13 protein-coding genes and 1 tRNA gene are annotated in these 14,611 nt (G+C 47.9%); 5 read left to right on the top strand and 9 right to left on the bottom strand.

Going from position 1 to position 14,611, the window contains the following annotated elements; all coding sequences use genetic code 11:
- The first annotated feature begins 1 nt into the window (after position 1).
- The 4 genes from T496_RS0104230 (at position 2) to T496_RS0104215 (ending at position 3,127) form a co-directional block, all read left to right on the top strand.
- Positions 2–322: a hypothetical protein gene (locus T496_RS0104230; protein WP_027449636.1), complete on the top strand. Its 321-nt coding sequence runs from the start codon at positions 2–4 to the stop codon at positions 320–322.
- Positions 303–2,258 carry a YgiQ family radical SAM protein gene (locus tag T496_RS13445; RefSeq protein WP_044109781.1) on the top strand — a complete coding sequence of 652 codons (1,956 nt, stop codon included), beginning with the start codon at positions 303–305 and terminating at the stop codon, positions 2,256–2,258. Before T496_RS0104230 ends, T496_RS13445 begins: the two co-directional genes overlap by 20 nt.
- Entirely contained in the window at positions 2,182–2,979 is a 798-nt protein-coding gene (locus T496_RS0104220; protein ID WP_027449635.1) for a hypothetical protein, read from the top strand. Before T496_RS13445 ends, T496_RS0104220 begins: the two co-directional genes overlap by 77 nt.
- 74 nt (positions 2,980–3,053) lie before the next feature.
- Positions 3,054–3,127: transfer RNA gene (locus T496_RS0104215), tRNA-Arg, on the top strand.
- A gap of 115 nt (positions 3,128–3,242) precedes the next feature.
- On the opposite strand, the gene T496_RS0104210 is transcribed toward T496_RS0104215, so the two are convergent.
- The 7 genes from T496_RS0104210 to T496_RS0104175 form a co-directional block, all read right to left on the bottom strand.
- On the bottom strand, positions 3,243–3,665 hold the full coding sequence (locus tag T496_RS0104210) for a hypothetical protein (protein ID WP_027449634.1): 423 nt from the start codon (positions 3,663–3,665) through the stop codon (positions 3,243–3,245).
- 806 nt (positions 3,666–4,471) lie between these two features.
- Positions 4,472–7,000, bottom strand: a complete 2,529-nt coding sequence (locus tag T496_RS0104205; protein WP_081783543.1) for a BT4734/BF3469 family protein — start codon at positions 6,998–7,000, stop codon at positions 4,472–4,474.
- A 17-nt stretch (positions 7,001–7,017) separates the two neighbouring features.
- Positions 7,018–7,353: a hypothetical protein gene (locus tag T496_RS0104200; RefSeq protein ID WP_027449632.1), complete on the bottom strand. Its 336-nt coding sequence runs from the start codon at positions 7,351–7,353 to the stop codon at positions 7,018–7,020.
- Positions 7,354–7,941: 588 nt separating this feature from the next.
- Complete coding sequence (locus T496_RS0104190) at positions 7,942–8,229, bottom strand: hypothetical protein (protein WP_027449630.1); 288 nt, start codon at positions 8,227–8,229, stop codon at positions 7,942–7,944.
- 12 nt (positions 8,230–8,241) lie between these two features.
- Positions 8,242–8,616 carry a phage antirepressor KilAC domain-containing protein gene (locus T496_RS0104185; protein ID WP_027449629.1) on the bottom strand — a complete coding sequence of 125 codons (375 nt, stop codon included), beginning with the start codon at positions 8,614–8,616 and terminating at the stop codon, positions 8,242–8,244.
- Between the two features lie 265 nt (positions 8,617–8,881).
- Positions 8,882–9,367, bottom strand: a complete 486-nt coding sequence (locus tag T496_RS0104180) for a hypothetical protein (protein ID WP_155808651.1) — start codon at positions 9,365–9,367, stop codon at positions 8,882–8,884.
- A 9-nt stretch (positions 9,368–9,376) separates the two neighbouring features.
- Positions 9,377–10,387, bottom strand: coding sequence for a hypothetical protein (locus T496_RS0104175; RefSeq protein WP_155808649.1), 1,011 nt, complete (start codon positions 10,385–10,387; stop codon positions 9,377–9,379).
- Positions 10,388–10,702: 315 nt separating this feature from the next.
- Here T496_RS0104175 and T496_RS0104165 point away from each other — a divergent pair, with 315 nt between their 5' ends.
- Entirely contained in the window at positions 10,703–12,859 is a 2,157-nt protein-coding gene (locus T496_RS0104165) for a M13-type metalloendopeptidase (RefSeq protein ID WP_155808647.1), read from the top strand.
- 484 nt (positions 12,860–13,343) lie between these two features.
- On the opposite strand, the gene T496_RS0104155 is transcribed toward T496_RS0104165, so the two are convergent.
- Both T496_RS0104155 and T496_RS0104150 read right to left on the bottom strand, forming a co-directional pair.
- The gene (locus tag T496_RS0104155; RefSeq protein ID WP_027449625.1) at positions 13,344–13,655 is read right to left on the bottom strand and encodes a helix-turn-helix domain-containing protein; all 312 of its coding nucleotides are present in this window, start codon (positions 13,653–13,655) and stop codon (positions 13,344–13,346) included.
- Positions 13,642–14,013: a type II toxin-antitoxin system RelE/ParE family toxin gene (locus T496_RS0104150; RefSeq protein WP_027449624.1), complete on the bottom strand. Its 372-nt coding sequence runs from the start codon at positions 14,011–14,013 to the stop codon at positions 13,642–13,644. The genes T496_RS0104155 and T496_RS0104150 overlap by 14 nt, the downstream gene beginning before the upstream one ends.
- Positions 14,014–14,611: the final 598 nt, after the last annotated feature.

Raw genomic sequence — 14,611 nt, 5'->3', positions numbered from 1 at the left:
TATGAACAAAATACAAGCTAACGCTTCTGGTACAAGAAGTATTGAGGTGACCGAACAGCATTTGGCCACAATAGAACAGTATCAATTATTGCGTGACCTCATTGATTCTAATGGTTACGTTGATGAACAGGTCCTGGACAAGTTGCGACTCAACATTCGTTCACTCCTCGAATCAAGTGCCGGTGAAGATAGCAAAGCGCTACTCGACTTATGCCTGGATGTGATTTATCATCCCAACATGAAAGCCATAGGATTGCAGAATCTGCTCAACCTATATATAGATTGGAAAAAGAAACAAGTGAATGAGCCTACAGCTGACTGATTTTCTGCCTACTACCAAAAAAGAACTGGAGCTAAGAGGATGGGATGAAGTGGACGTCATCTTGTTCTCTGGTGATGCTTATGTAGATCACCCTTCGTTCGGAGCTGCTGTGATTGGGCGTACACTCGAAGCTGCTGGTTATAAAGTTGCCATTGTGCCACAACCCGACTGGCATGGTGATTATCGCGACTTCAAGAAACTGGGACGCCCTCGCTTATTCTTTGGTATATCGCCTGGTTGCATGGACTCTATGGTCAACAAATATACCGCAGCCAGACGACTCAGATCTGAAGATGCCTACTCGCCTGACGGACGTCACGACATGCGTCCAGAGTATCCAACTATCGTCTATTCAAAGATCCTGAAGGAGATCTATCCAGACGTTCCCGTGGTTCTTGGTGGCATCGAAGCCTCGCTTCGTCGTCTCACCCACTACGACTACTGGCAGGATTCGCTACGCAAGTGCATTCTGTGCGACTCTGGTGGTGACATTATTATATATGGTATGGGTGAGAAGCCCATCGTTGAACTAGCACAACGATTAGAACAGGGACAAAGCATTCAGGACATCAAAGACATACCTCAGACCGTATATCTAACAGATAAGCAGCATATAGAAGGAGGTGTACAGGACTCGGACATCATACTGAACTCGCACGAGGAATGTTTGAGAAACAAACGTGCCGAAGCAGAAAACTACAAGCACATCGAAGAGCAGTCAAACATGATGCATGCTCAACGTCTGATTCAGCAGGTGGGCAACAAATACGTTGTGGTTAATCCGCCCTATCCGCCCATGACCACGGGCGAGATAGATGCGTCTTTCGACCTTCCTTACACGCGTCAGCCCCATCCTAAGTACAAAGGAAAGCGTATTCCAGCCTTCGAGATGATTAAGTTCAGCGTCAACATTCATCGTGGATGTTTCGGTGGCTGCGCCTTCTGCACCATATCGGCTCATCAAGGAAAGTTTATAGCCTGCCGTTCAAAAGAGAGCATTCTGAAAGAAGTGAAACAGGTTTGTCAACAACCCGACTTCAAAGGCTATCTCAGCGATTTAGGTGGCCCCTCGGCCAATATGTACGGAATGCATGGACGAAACATCAAGGCTTGTGAGAAATGCAAGCGTCCCAGCTGCATTCATCCGCAGATATGCCCCAACCTGGACACCAATCATTCAAAACTGATTGACATATACAAGTCTGTAGATGCCCTGCCTGGAATCAAGAAAAGCTTCATAGGCAGTGGCGTTCGCTACGACTTGCTGCTGCACAGAAGTAAGGATGAAGAAGCCAACCGATCAACTCAGGAGTACACACGTGAATTGATTTGCAATCATGTGAGCGGACGTCTGAAAGTGGCTCCAGAACACACCAGCGACCGGGTGCTCTATCTCATGCGCAAACCATCATTCCGCCAGTTTGAAGACTTTAAGCGCATCTTCGACAGGATCAATAAAGAAGGCAACCTCCGCCAGCAGATCATCCCTTATTTCATTAGTTCTCATCCTGGTTGTCACGAGGAAGACATGGCTGAACTTGCTGTTCTCACCAAGAAACTTGATTTTCAGTTGGAACAAGTGCAAGACTTTACCCCTACGCCCATGACCATAGCCACAGAGACTTGGTACACGGGATACGATCCATACACGTTGGAACCTGTATTCTCGGCAAAGACACCTAAGGAGAAAATGGCACAACGTCAATACTTCTTTTGGTACAAGCCTGAGGAGCGTAGAGGCATTGAGCAAAGTCTGAGACGAATAGGTCGCACAGACCTCATTGCCAAGTTGTTCCCCAACACTGGAGGTTACAAGCCGGCAACCTATCATGACTTCAACAGAACCACATCAACTTATCATGACAATAACAGAACAGGCCATCGTAGCGAAAAACCCAAAGAAGAAAAGCGAGGACGGCATCGTCGTAACAGATGATTTTGTAGCCGTTATCGATGGCTCTACCTCGAAGACCACACGACGCTATAGTCTTTTCAACTCCAACGGACGCTATGCCATGAAGCTGATTGCCAGCTATATTGGCAAGATGAAGAAAGACTGTAGCTGTCATGAGTTTTGTCTGGGCGTGTCACATTTTCTGTTCAAGCACTACAAGAAATCTGAGGTGGACCGTCTCATAGAGCATCCAGAAGAAAGACTGACGGCAAGCGTCATCATTTACAGTCGGCTTCGACGTGAAATATGGATGGTGGGCGACTGCCAGTGTCTGGTAAACGGCACGTTCTACGACAATCCCAAGCCATACGAGCAAGAACTTGCCGAGCAGAGAGCACAAATCATCAAGACGAGCGAAAAGTCCCATGCCGACTTCCTTCGCGAAGATACGGCAAGACAACAAATCATCCCACACATGCTCCAGACGATGAAGAATCAGAACATCACCTATGCTGTGGTCGATGGTTTCCGCATTCCCGAAGACAAAGTCAGAATCATCACTCTCGACTTTACCCCATGGGAGATTGTGCTGGCCTCGGATGGCTATCCGTTTCTCTGCCCCACCCTGGAAGAATCAGAAGCCAAGCTGGCAAAACAGAAAGAAACAGACCCGCTAAACATTGGTGAATTCAAGGCCACAAAAGCATTCATGGAGGGCAACAACTCCTTTGACGATCGCTCATACATCAGATTTAGTGTGTAAAATTTGGCTGTTTCATAAAATATTGTTACCTTTGCACCCGCAAAATCTGGTAGTATGCCATTGATTGCAATGATGGTTCCGTAGCTCAGCTGGATAGAGCAACAGCCTTCTAAGCTGTGGGTCTTGGGTTCGAGTCCCAACGGAATCACGAAAAAGAGAGACATTTATTGTCTCTCTTTTTCGTTTAATCTGTTTTCTTATTTCTGGCACACACGAGCATTGTCTGTAACCTCACCACCTCCGAAATGCATAAACTGGCTGGGTCACTTCATCCTCATCTCCCACCCTCGCAACACGGCGAAGGTGTCTAGTGTGGCGTCAGCCCCATTCTCCTGCATCGCCATCGCGAGACCTAAAGCTATCCATCGCCCAGGTTTGTCGCTGGGAATGCCCAGCGGCTCGTTGGCGTCGATGCCCGTCAGTCGGCTCACGTTGGCGATATACGCCTCCGTATTGTTCTCGCCTGGCGGTGCCCACCGCCTGATAATGTTTCGGATGGTAAACAACCGATATGTGTGGTAGTACGTGCGTGTGAGCAGCACGAAGGCTGCGCGCCAGCCATACGCCATTGTTTCAAACTGACAGAACGCAGTGTCTGTCTGCTGGGCTCTCAAGCCCTGCCACTTGTCCTTAGAACGACGAATGTTCAAAGGGTTATTATTTCTGATTCCTCTTGGTAAACTCATTTTGTTTAATGTTTATTGGTTATTGTCCTCCTACCGAATGAAGCCTGCTTCGCAGGGAAGGTATAGCTCGACGGCCGATAGGGAAAGTCAAATTTTTCAACCTGTGCGGTTGTTTTCTTAGCTTGAACCTTGCGCAGCCACTCCCCTCCCATGTAGGGGAGGGGTTGGGGGTGGGGTCAGTGTTGTTCTAACTGCCAATGGAGATACAGACCCCACCCCTGCCCCTCCCCTTCTTGCGTCCCTTCGGTAGCAAGCGAGCAGAGCTCGAGCGGAAGGGAGGGGAGCTTGTGAGCTTAGCCTGCTTCGATAGTGCGGAAGGTTAGCCTACTTCGCAGGGAAGGTATAGCTCGACGGCCGACAGCTTTTTAGCCTGCTTCGCAGGGAAATTTTTCAAAATTAAAAACAAAATTATTCATTTTTATTTCTTCCTCGCAAGTAGAAAAAAAATAATCCTGTTTAATTTTGAATCAAATTTTATATAATTTCCCGCCGTAGGCGGCTCAAAGAAGGGGGTTCTTTTCTTCTTGCTGGGCTCTCAAGCCCTGCCACTTATCCTTAGAACGACGGATGTTCAAAGGATTATTATTTCTGATTCCTCTTGGTAACATATTCTTCAATTTTTCCGCTCGGCTTCGCCGCTTGGCTCTGCCAAGAATTCTTCAATTTTTCAATCTTTCCGCTTGGCTCTGCCAAGAATTCTTCAATTTTTCAATTTTTCAATTTTTCCGCTCGGCTTCGCCGCTTGGCTCTGCCAAGAATTTTTCAATTCTTCAATTTTTCAATTCTTCAATTCTTCAATTCTTCACCTAACTCATGATTTCCTTGACGACCTTCTTGTATTTACCCTGCTTCACGCGCTCCACAAAGCCATGCTTGAGCCAACGCTGACATTGCTGATTGGCAGCATTACTCTCTACATCAAGTATCGTCATCACATCCTTGCTGGTGAACGTCTCCGGCAAATCCCTGTAGGCATCGGCATTCTTCGTATTCCTGCGTCGTGGCACAAACTCGCGGGCAGCGTTGTCCCATGAGTCCTGCAGCATCTGTCCGAAGAAATGGTCCTGGAAATATATCACGGCATCATAGATGAGCGTGGAGAACCTCAGGTCGTCGTCGCTGATGTCTAGCTGTCCCGTCTTCTTATACTGCTCATACTGTCTAGCAATGATGCGGGGCACGGTGAGCCAGGTGGCATAGAACACGGCACGTTTTCTCAGGTAGTCCAGCACGTGGTCATCGGCAGCCTCTGCCTCCTGTGCCGATAGCTCGCAGAGCTCATACACATGGTCGGTGAGTCGTTCCAGAGGCAGTTCGCCATGTAGCTGTTCGAAGCGGAAGCCCCATTGCTTCAGCGCCTCGTTAGCCTGCCAGTCCACCATCTTTTTCTTCACCATCTGATAGCGCGCCACCTCCATTTGGAAGATTGCCACACGCGAGCAAAGACCATCGTTGATGTTACGCATGGTAAACTTCTTGTAGAGCGATATCTGGGTGCCCGTGGTGACGCTGTTCCAATACACAGGCAGGATGTCGTTGATCGAGTCGCCATTGGCATAGTCCACACCACTAAGCTCGTTGTGGAAGGCCTTCAGCTCCAGGTCGTGCTTGCCTATCCATGCCCCTCCGCTCTGTGCCGAGATGGAAGAGTCGAGCTCTGAGTCAAACATATAAAGATGCATGGGCAGCACCTCGCCATCCACCACCTCCTTGGCCCTCTTCAGGCGTCGGAAGAAGATGTTGTTAGAAGTCTTCGTGGGCAGGTAGCGAATCATGCCCTCGGGCTCCACCAGTGCGTCCTGTTTCTGCGCCTTCGAGCTGGTACCACGCTTCTTCTGTTCCTGCTTGTAGCGCGTCTCCTGCGCACGCACCTCCTCGTCCTGCGCCCTCATGGCACACATAATCTGGTCGTCCAGGTCCTTGGCAAAGCTCTTTCCGCTGGCAGGGTCACCAATAATCAATACCTGCGGATTCATTCTCTGCCGCGCCCCGTTGAAGTGCTTATACCAGCAGCGCGTCATCAGCGTACAGTACATGGCACCCGAGGCCATCACCGCCCCCAGCCAGTTGTGTCTGCTCACTCCCTTACAGGCTTCCGCATAAGGGGTGCAAAGGAGAGGTTCCAGCCTCGCAGCGAACTGTTCGTAAGGCACTTCAACTGCTCCCACAGGCTTTGCAGCTGCATCGGGCTTGCCTGCATGAATACCCACACTCTCAAGCACCCCTTGCATCCTCTTGGGGATGTCCTTGTATAGCTTTCGCTCACAAGCCGTATGAGCAATGTCGGTGACTTCCTTGTCGCCTCGTTCGCGGATGACGTCCTGCACAAATCCACACAGTCTAAGCACCCTGTCGACCATTTCAGGCTGGTTGTCGCAGATATACCTAAGGTCGAGAGCCAGCTGCAACATTGTTCGGTGGCGATCTCCCGAGGCAGGGGCTCCACCTTGCGCGGCCTGCCACGCTTCACAGATTTCTTTGTATTCAACGCCATGATAGAGGTCTCCTCCTTCCGACTGAAGGCGGTTGTCTGATTCTTTTCGTGTTTCATCTTCTTTAGTTTTCTCTTTTATTTCTTCGAAACTGTGTGTTTTCTTTGTAGGCTCTGTATGACCACTACGATAAGCCTCGCTAAAGGTTTTGTCAAACGCCTCATTATAATAGTTCAGGAGTTCCTGCTCATCAAGAAAATACACATCCTCTCGCATGGGCGCATAAGAGATTCTCGATGCATCTATGCAACTGGCATCAGCCTTCACGCCCAGCGCCTGTGCCAGCTCTATCTGGTTGTCGGCAATGTTGCCTACCTCCACCCTAGCCTTACACACCAGTCTGAGTCCCTTTCCCGACGAGGTCTTATGTGCCATCACCACATCCCACGGGAAGCCTTCCACCTGTGTACGTTCAAAGATCTCATGCGGGTTGTCCACATGGTCCACGTCAAACATAAACAGTCCGCTCAGGTGAATGCCAGCCAGCACCCTGCGCTTCATCTTGCGCGAGGGGTCTTTCTTCAGCGGGGTCTCGTCAAAGTCGCGAGCCCCGAATATCAGGGGTGGCAAGCTCTCCTTCAGTGCCGTGGCCCATCGTGCCAGCTTCTCCTCTCCAGTCAGCGCCAAGAAAGCCTCTCCCGTTTTCTTCTTCCCAGCCTCTTTCAGGCAGAACTTCTGAAAGTCCGAGTCCTTTGCCCATTGCTCGATGGCTCCTGGCTGTCTGACGCTGCGTATCGTCCTTATCTTCCACCTCACCCTTGGCGAGTCTAGCACCTCGTTGAGCTTTTCCAAAGTGCCTGGCACCGCTGGGGAAACATATTGATTATCTTGTATGCAAAACATAATTATTCTTTTCTACATTAACAAAATTCGATGATTTCCCTATCTATCAGCACATCCTTTGCCTGCTGGTTTCCTCTATCCATCTGTGCCATGATGCGTGGCGAACCCAGTCGCTTCTGGAACGCCTCGCGCCGTATGATGAGCGTCTTCGTCTCCTTCAGCCATCCGTTCTCCAGCTCCGCAATGGTCTTGTAGCTCGGCACATAGCCCGTTGTTCTCGACTTCCTTGCGTAGGCGGTGAAAGCCTTTTCGCCAGTCTTTTCGTCAAAGTGCAGCGAACCCTGCACATACTCGCCCTTCTTCATGCGGGCAATAACACTATCGTTCAGTTTGATTTTAATGATAACTTCCATTTTTTTTTGAGTTGATTTTAAGCGAGAAGAAGTTTCGGATTCCTTGGCCATTTACTCGAGAATATCCTCCTCACTTCAACTCAAAGGTTTGTTGTTTTAAAAGCCTGCTTCGCAGGGAAGCTATAGCTCGACGGCCGACAGGGGAAGTCAAATTTTTCAACCTGTGCGGTTGTTTCCTTAGCTTGAACCTTGCGCAGCCCCTCCCCTCCCATGTAGGGGAGGGGTCGGGGGTGGGGTCAGTATTGTTCTAACTGCCAATGGAGTTACAGACCCCACCCCTGCCCCTCCCCTTGAAGGGAGGGGAGCTTATGAGCTTAGCCTGCTTCGCAGGGAAATTTTTCAAAATTCGATTCAAAATTAAACATGATTATATATCCCTTCGGCTTGTGTCAGACAAGAAAAAAATAAAAATGAAAAATTTTGTTTTCAATTTTATATAATTTCCCGCCGTAGGCGGCCCCAATCGCGGAAGTTTTAGCCTGCTTCGCAGGGAAATTATTCAAAATTCAATTCAGAATTAAAACAAGATATTTAACTTTCCCTGTCGGCCGTCGAGCTATACCTTCCCGCCGTAGGCGGATCGATAATCTAAAGTGCTTGCAGGTCAGTGATATAAAACATGTTTTCGTGGCGCTCCTGGTTCTCACCCCATGTGCGATGCTTCCAATACCCCTTCACCACGTAAGGCTGATTCTGAAAATACTCCGTGTCACGGTTCTTCGATGCCAGGTCGCCCGTCATCTCCCCGTAGAAAGTGTCACCACCATGTTTCATCACCACACCACGACTACGATAATACTCCGGCGTGCCGTCCTGTCGTGTGTACTGGCGCTCAGCGTATGCGCCCACCGCTTGAATCAATACAAGTTTTTCCATTTTTGTTGTTTTTTAGTTGTTGAACTTCTTGGCATTTCTGCCTTTTCCTATGATTAAAATTCTGATGTACTCCTGCCCCTTCTCAGTCCAGACAGGGAAGCGTGTCTCAACGAGGTTGCCCCGCTTGTTGTACCGGAAGTGACTCCGAGTCTTAGCATATCCAAGCCCCGCATAACGTTTGCCGAGCTTCAGTTCGTAAGTTGTTCGCTCACGAAAGAGGAACCCCACGTCTATCAGATAGTGGTGTAGATCCAGGGCAGAGATCCCCATCTCCCTAGCCAAGTCACTAGAGAGCATACAGTTCTCAGTGCCCGCATTGCGTTTCTGTTGCAGCTCGCGTATATATTCCTGCGCCTGCTGCATCATCATCTTTTCTTCCTGTGTCATTTTTCCTTTATATTTTTATTAGAATGTACGTGTGTGTAGGTGTGCGTATGTACCTGCGTGTATGTAAATAAATCAAAGAGCACCGTCAAGTCCCGTTTCCGTTCGTTGACGATGCAAAGATAGGCACAAAAAAGGGGCTGAAAAAAGATATGGATTAGAAGTCCAAAGGGTGGAAACCTTTAGAAACTCATTGAAACTTTTAGAAACTAAAACCAGAAACTTTCGGCCTTAGAAAGCTTAGAAAAAGGCATAAAAAAAGGAGAATCTAAAAGACTCTCCTGTTCCAGTTCTGTCTGGATTTATCGTATAACCCTTCATCATAGAGTATAGCCCAGAGTTCCCCCTTTCTACTATACCCGTAATCAGAAATCCGTTTGTCCTGCACCCAGCGGTTCACAAGGTCGGTGATATCGTTAGCAGGCATACCGTTTATCTCCTTAAGGAATTGTCTCACGTTCTCCTCGTTATTATAGAAAATGGGGCTCAGTTTTTCCTCCACGCTCATGCCAGACTCAATATATTCCCCATGGTCAGTAAGCAGCAGCTGTTCCTCTTGCCCTCTCTCATTATATCTATCCTCTTGCCCTTTTTCTCCTGCCCCTTGCTCCTTCTTACTAGGATAGGCATACTCGCGATATATGGCCTCTTCGCCTTCCAGCCGTATATCCCTGTCATCACTGGGCATAGTGTTAGCCCCTCTATGCTCTTCATATCGGGCAAATCTACCCGTCATCGTTATCTTTCGTCCCATCGTCCTTTGTTATTGATGATTCTCTATATACGAGGCATTCTGTCCCGTCATAATCACATTCACGTGCTGCCTGTCGGCCTCCTCCCTTTCCTTGGCCTGTTTCGTCAGATCTATGGCCTTTTTCATTTCCACGAAGGCAATGCCCGAGACGAAGCACCACAACACCTCACGAGGAATATGCTTATAAAAAAGTTTCGACACGAAATGCTGTCGGTCGCGCAGCCATTCGTAATACATGCAGTCAGGAAACAGTTTTAGTTCCTCCTCCACCTTTTCCGCATCATACTGGTGCTGGTGTACCATCAGACTCTTTCGCATCTCTTCTGAGGCAATGACCCTTGTCCAGAAGTCCAGCACACAACCGCCCGACGTCTCTCGTCCCGCGCGTCCGCTCATCATATTCAGCTCATCGGCCAGTGTCTGAAGCGCCTGTATTTTCGTGTCGCGTAGGCGTGTCAACAGACTGCGTCTATAGTCGTTAGTCTCGCTGGAGATGTCGTAAATGGACTCATGCGTAAAGCGCTCCAGAAGCAATATGAAGTTATGCAAATCGTCCTTACTCCAGTCGTGCTGCTCATAAAGGCGGTCGTCTATCTCGTCCATCATGTAATCCAGCGCATCCAGTTCCTCAGGGAAGTCGAGCATCGGTCCGCTGTACGTCCATTCCGTGAAAGGCTTCTGCGGATATAACTCTACGGCTGGGGTATAGTCATCAGGAACCATGCACTCAAAGATGGCACAAGGATGTTCTATGCTGGAAGACACGATTGTTCCTCGAAGCGACTTACGCCCTGTAGCCTGCAAAGCACCCCATGCCGCCGACAGTTCTGCAGAAGACACGAAGCCCACATGCCTGCCCTCCCAGTCGTAGGCACGAATGGCATGTACATCCACCTCGTTATTCCTCTGTGGTCTCAGCGTCATGCCATGCCCAGGAGCGTCAGAGAGAAACTCGCTGACGTGCCCCTCAATATTCTTTCGGTAAGGGAATCCTACAATGTGAAGTTTTAGGGATTGCATCAATTATTTTCGCTATTCTGAATCTCAGTCAATATCTATAGTTTCGTTTTTTTTGGCCTGCAAAATTACAAAAAAATCCATACTTCTCCAAGCCTTTTTCCATAAGACTTTGCAGTCCCTTTTAAGTTTTCACGTTTGATGCCAATTCCACTGTCTCTATCACTTGGTATAGTTTCACCTATCATTGAACGGATCAAGTGCCTGTACCGATGATTCTAAAAAATATTCCGCCAAAAGCGCTGATTTTCTCAGATTTTTGTTGTATCTTTGCCATTGATGATTTTTGCTTGTGCTTGATTTGCAGCACTAAGGTAAGTGAAAAATCTGACATGGCAAAATCCTGAGCAATATTTTGTTACCCAGGAACTTATAAAGAAAGTTAAACTAAAATGCTGCGTAATTAAGGTTCGTAACAATATGAAAAGAATTATGAAATGGGTGCTCGCCGCCACCCTCATCAGCGGCGCAAGTGTATTCACATCGTGTGTTGACGATTCAACAGACAACCCGGTAGTGCCAGACCACTTCATCAATGAGGCATTGATGGACAAGACCGTCAAGCCCGGCGACGACTTCTACATGTATGCCCTGGGCACCTGGTTCAATTCACATAAAGAGGGCGACCTGGGTTACATGGAGTCTTACGGTGCAATAAACTCCAATGAGGTTGAAAAGGGCCTGTTTGCCTCCGACAACCCCCTGGCCCGGCACCTCGTGCGGAATATTGAGGCTCCTGCGCCATCATTCAATGAAGACGTGAAGGCCGTACTCGACTATCTGGACATCCAGAAGCCGACGGGAATCGGCATGCTGCTGACCGAAATCGGCAAACTGCAGGACAAGGGGCTGAATCCGATATTCTCGAAAAAAGTGGATCTACATATGCAATCCCACTCCTGCCAGGAAATAGTGAGCAGAGGCTTCCAGACACAATTGGTAGAATATTTTCTGGAAAGTAAAAAGATAGACGTGCTGAAATCATCGTACATCAAGTACATACTGACGACCATCGACAACGTGGCAGATCCGGAGCGCACGAAGGCGGCAGGCTATGAGGCGGAACTCGAGGAGCGCGTCAGCGCGATTCTCGCCGAGGAGCAATTGATTTATGCGACAGCCCATGATGGCGGCGATACCTCCGACTCAGACCGTCAGGGCTTGTGGAACGTGCGCGACATACCTGAATACACCGAGGCCAGAAGCTTCGCGCGGAGTCGTGCCACACGTGCCGGGGGCGGCGTCGAAGACGAAGTCACCCGGGAGACGCTGGAGGAAGCATTCCATCCGATGGCTGGTGCAATCTTCGACGAATCCCCCGCCTTCAAGAAATATGTGGAACAGAAAGGCGGCATCACGACCGTGCTGAAGACGATGGACAACTGCTACGACTACCTGAGATACTATGCCGTCATGAGCGTATTCGGCTACATAAAGGCTAATTATGCCGGTAAAAGCGAAGAAGCCGTCAAGAGTAATATCGTAGCGGAATTGAAAAAGACAAGCCTCTTCCTGATGAACAAGTTGAATGCGGACGTACTACGGAAGATGGGGCAAGCCGGGGCAGACCGCTGCCTGACGATGCTGGAGAAAATGCGCACCGTGTTCCGACAGCGCCTCGAAACGCTCGATTGGCTGAGCGACGCCACGCGCCAGGAGGCACTGAAGAAACTGGAGGCCATGCAGTTCTTTGTCGGCATGCCCGACAACCTTAGCGAAGGCGAGTTCACCCTCGACGAGGGGAACACGCTGGTCGAGGACGCCCTGTCCATCATGGCGCAGAATGAAGCCATCAGGCATAACATGTGCGGAAAAGTTGAGCAGCATGTCCGCGCCATCATCGACTATGAAACCGATTATAGCGAACTGAACGCCCGTTATGCTACCGATATGAACTGTCTGATCATCTTGCCGCAATTCATCAGTGAAGGCTTGTTCCCTGCCGATGATGAATACACCCAGTACGTTGCCGCTACAGTCTTCGCCCACGAGATGACCCACGGCTTCGATGCCAATGGGGCAAAGTATGACGAACGGGGATACCTGAGAGACTGGTGGAAGGACGAAGACAAGGCGAAGTTCGAGGCCAAGCAGCAGGAGATGATTGCGCTCTACAACCGTATGGAGGCCTACCCCGGACAGCCGGCCGACGGCGAAAAGACGCTGACGGAGAACATGGCCGACTACGGCGGCATGACGCTGGCCTACTCACTCTTCAAGCAGAAGAAAATAGATGAGGGGCTTCAGGGGGCTGCCCTCGACTATGCCTGCCAGGAGTTCTTCCTGCACTATGCAAAACTGTGGCTGGATTATCCCACCCTTGACCAAAAGAAGTCGTTGTACCTTGACGTCCATTCAATCCCCCAAAACCGCGTCAATGTCATCGTGACACTCTTCGACGACTGGTACAGACTCTTCAACGTGACTGACGGGAAACTCTATCTCGCACCAGAGAAGCGCGTGCAGATCTGGTGATATATATTTCATAACAGAGGGACGGTTCTTTTGTTATCGTGCTGTGATAACGAAAGAACCGTCCCCCATGTATGTTCCGAAGTCCTAAGTGTGAGTCTATCACAGAGGACAGAATATAGTCGAATTTGTCCAAAACGAAAAATATTCCGCCAAAAGCGGTGATTTTCTCAGATTTTATTTGTTCTTTTGCCATGTCATTGATGATTTTGCTTGTCTTGATTTGCAGCACTAAGGTAAGTGAAAAATCTGACATGGCAAAATCCTGAGCCGCTCGGCTTTGCCGCTTCGCGCGTCGAAGAACTTTTTGTTACCCAAGATCTTAAAAAGGAAGTTAAACTAAAGTGCTTCGGAATTTAGGAAGACAAAGAATAATTAGGAAAACTGTCACGATTCTTATTTCTTACTTTGTCTCAGATCAATGGGCACATCTTCAAAATCATTCCACAATCTTTCCAATTCCTCAAATGACATTGTTTTTCCATATTTAGCCAACGACCAATGAGAATCTCAGTCCTAATGCATTCGCAATAAGCATGAATGTAGAAAGTTGCATATCAGTCTGTCCTTGTTCAAGCGAAGATATATACTCGCGTTTCTTGCCAATACGTTCACCCAACTGCTGCTGAGTCAGTTTCTGGCGCTTACGTTCGTCGCGCAGCAACTCGGCATAGTACCAAGCCTTGGCCTTTGCCTCAAATTCCTCACGACTGGGAGTACCTTTCTCACCATATGTCTCTGCCAAATGCTGTGAACCGGTTTTCAAACCAGCCAGTTTCTTTTCGTCAAGCTTTATCATCTTCTTGTCCCCCTTGGATATATTTGTTCAAAATCTGACGGGCGGTTTCTATCTCACCCTTATATTGCTTAGTGTCCTTTTTCAAGAATGAATTCAAGAAAAGTACCCTTTTGCTCTCCATGAACGAAACGGAATCAACAGCAAATACTATCGTACGGTGCTCGTTGGTACCTACAGATATTCGTGCCTCATAGAACTCCGTCCCTTCGAGATTCTTCACGAATTTCTTATTGACCACATATTGGGTCTTTATGATCGTCTCCACATAGTCGTGCTTCGCTTTTGTCTTAGCATCAAGCTTTGCATAGTATTCATCGTACTCTGCAGAATGGAAAGTCTCTCTAACATCTTCGTTCATACTGCAAAAGTAATATATTTATTCCGTTTATCAAAATATTTTGGAAGAAAAATGTTCATTTTGTCTAATTTTACTATTCTTGCCACATCACGATCTTCATTCTCAGGTTTCTTCACTATTTCTTTTTCTCTTCAGGAGTTACTTGAGGCATCAAAAAAACAAATAATTACTTACGAAGTATGCCAGGGGGAACAATCCCCAAGCATATCAGCCTGAGCGTTATATATAAGATATTGCGTCTTCATGCTTGGTCTTTAGTTTAATTGATGCAAAGATAGGCATAAAAACCTACACCACCAAATTTTGCTTTGATTAATTCAGGTATGAGCGTATAGTTTCGTACTTTCGTATTCGTACTTTTGTACGATAAGCAATATTTTTACTTTCACCTACAGGAGGCAAAGATGGTAGATATTATTTTATAAATTTATATATTATATATAATATTATAATATTATATATAATATATAAATTATAGACACAATTTGAAAACATCTTAAAATACGAAAGTACGAAGTACGAAAGTACATTTCCCCCTCCCCTCCTGCTTCTTAATCTGCTTTTTCTATACAGAATACCCGAAATATATTTTTCTGTA

The organism is Xylanibacter brevis P6B11, from assembly GCF_000621825.1.
Lineage (GTDB): Bacteria > Bacteroidota > Bacteroidia > Bacteroidales > Bacteroidaceae > Prevotella > Prevotella brevis.
Note: the sequence above shows the minus strand (reverse complement) of the source record. Positions and strands in the feature narration are given on the sequence as shown.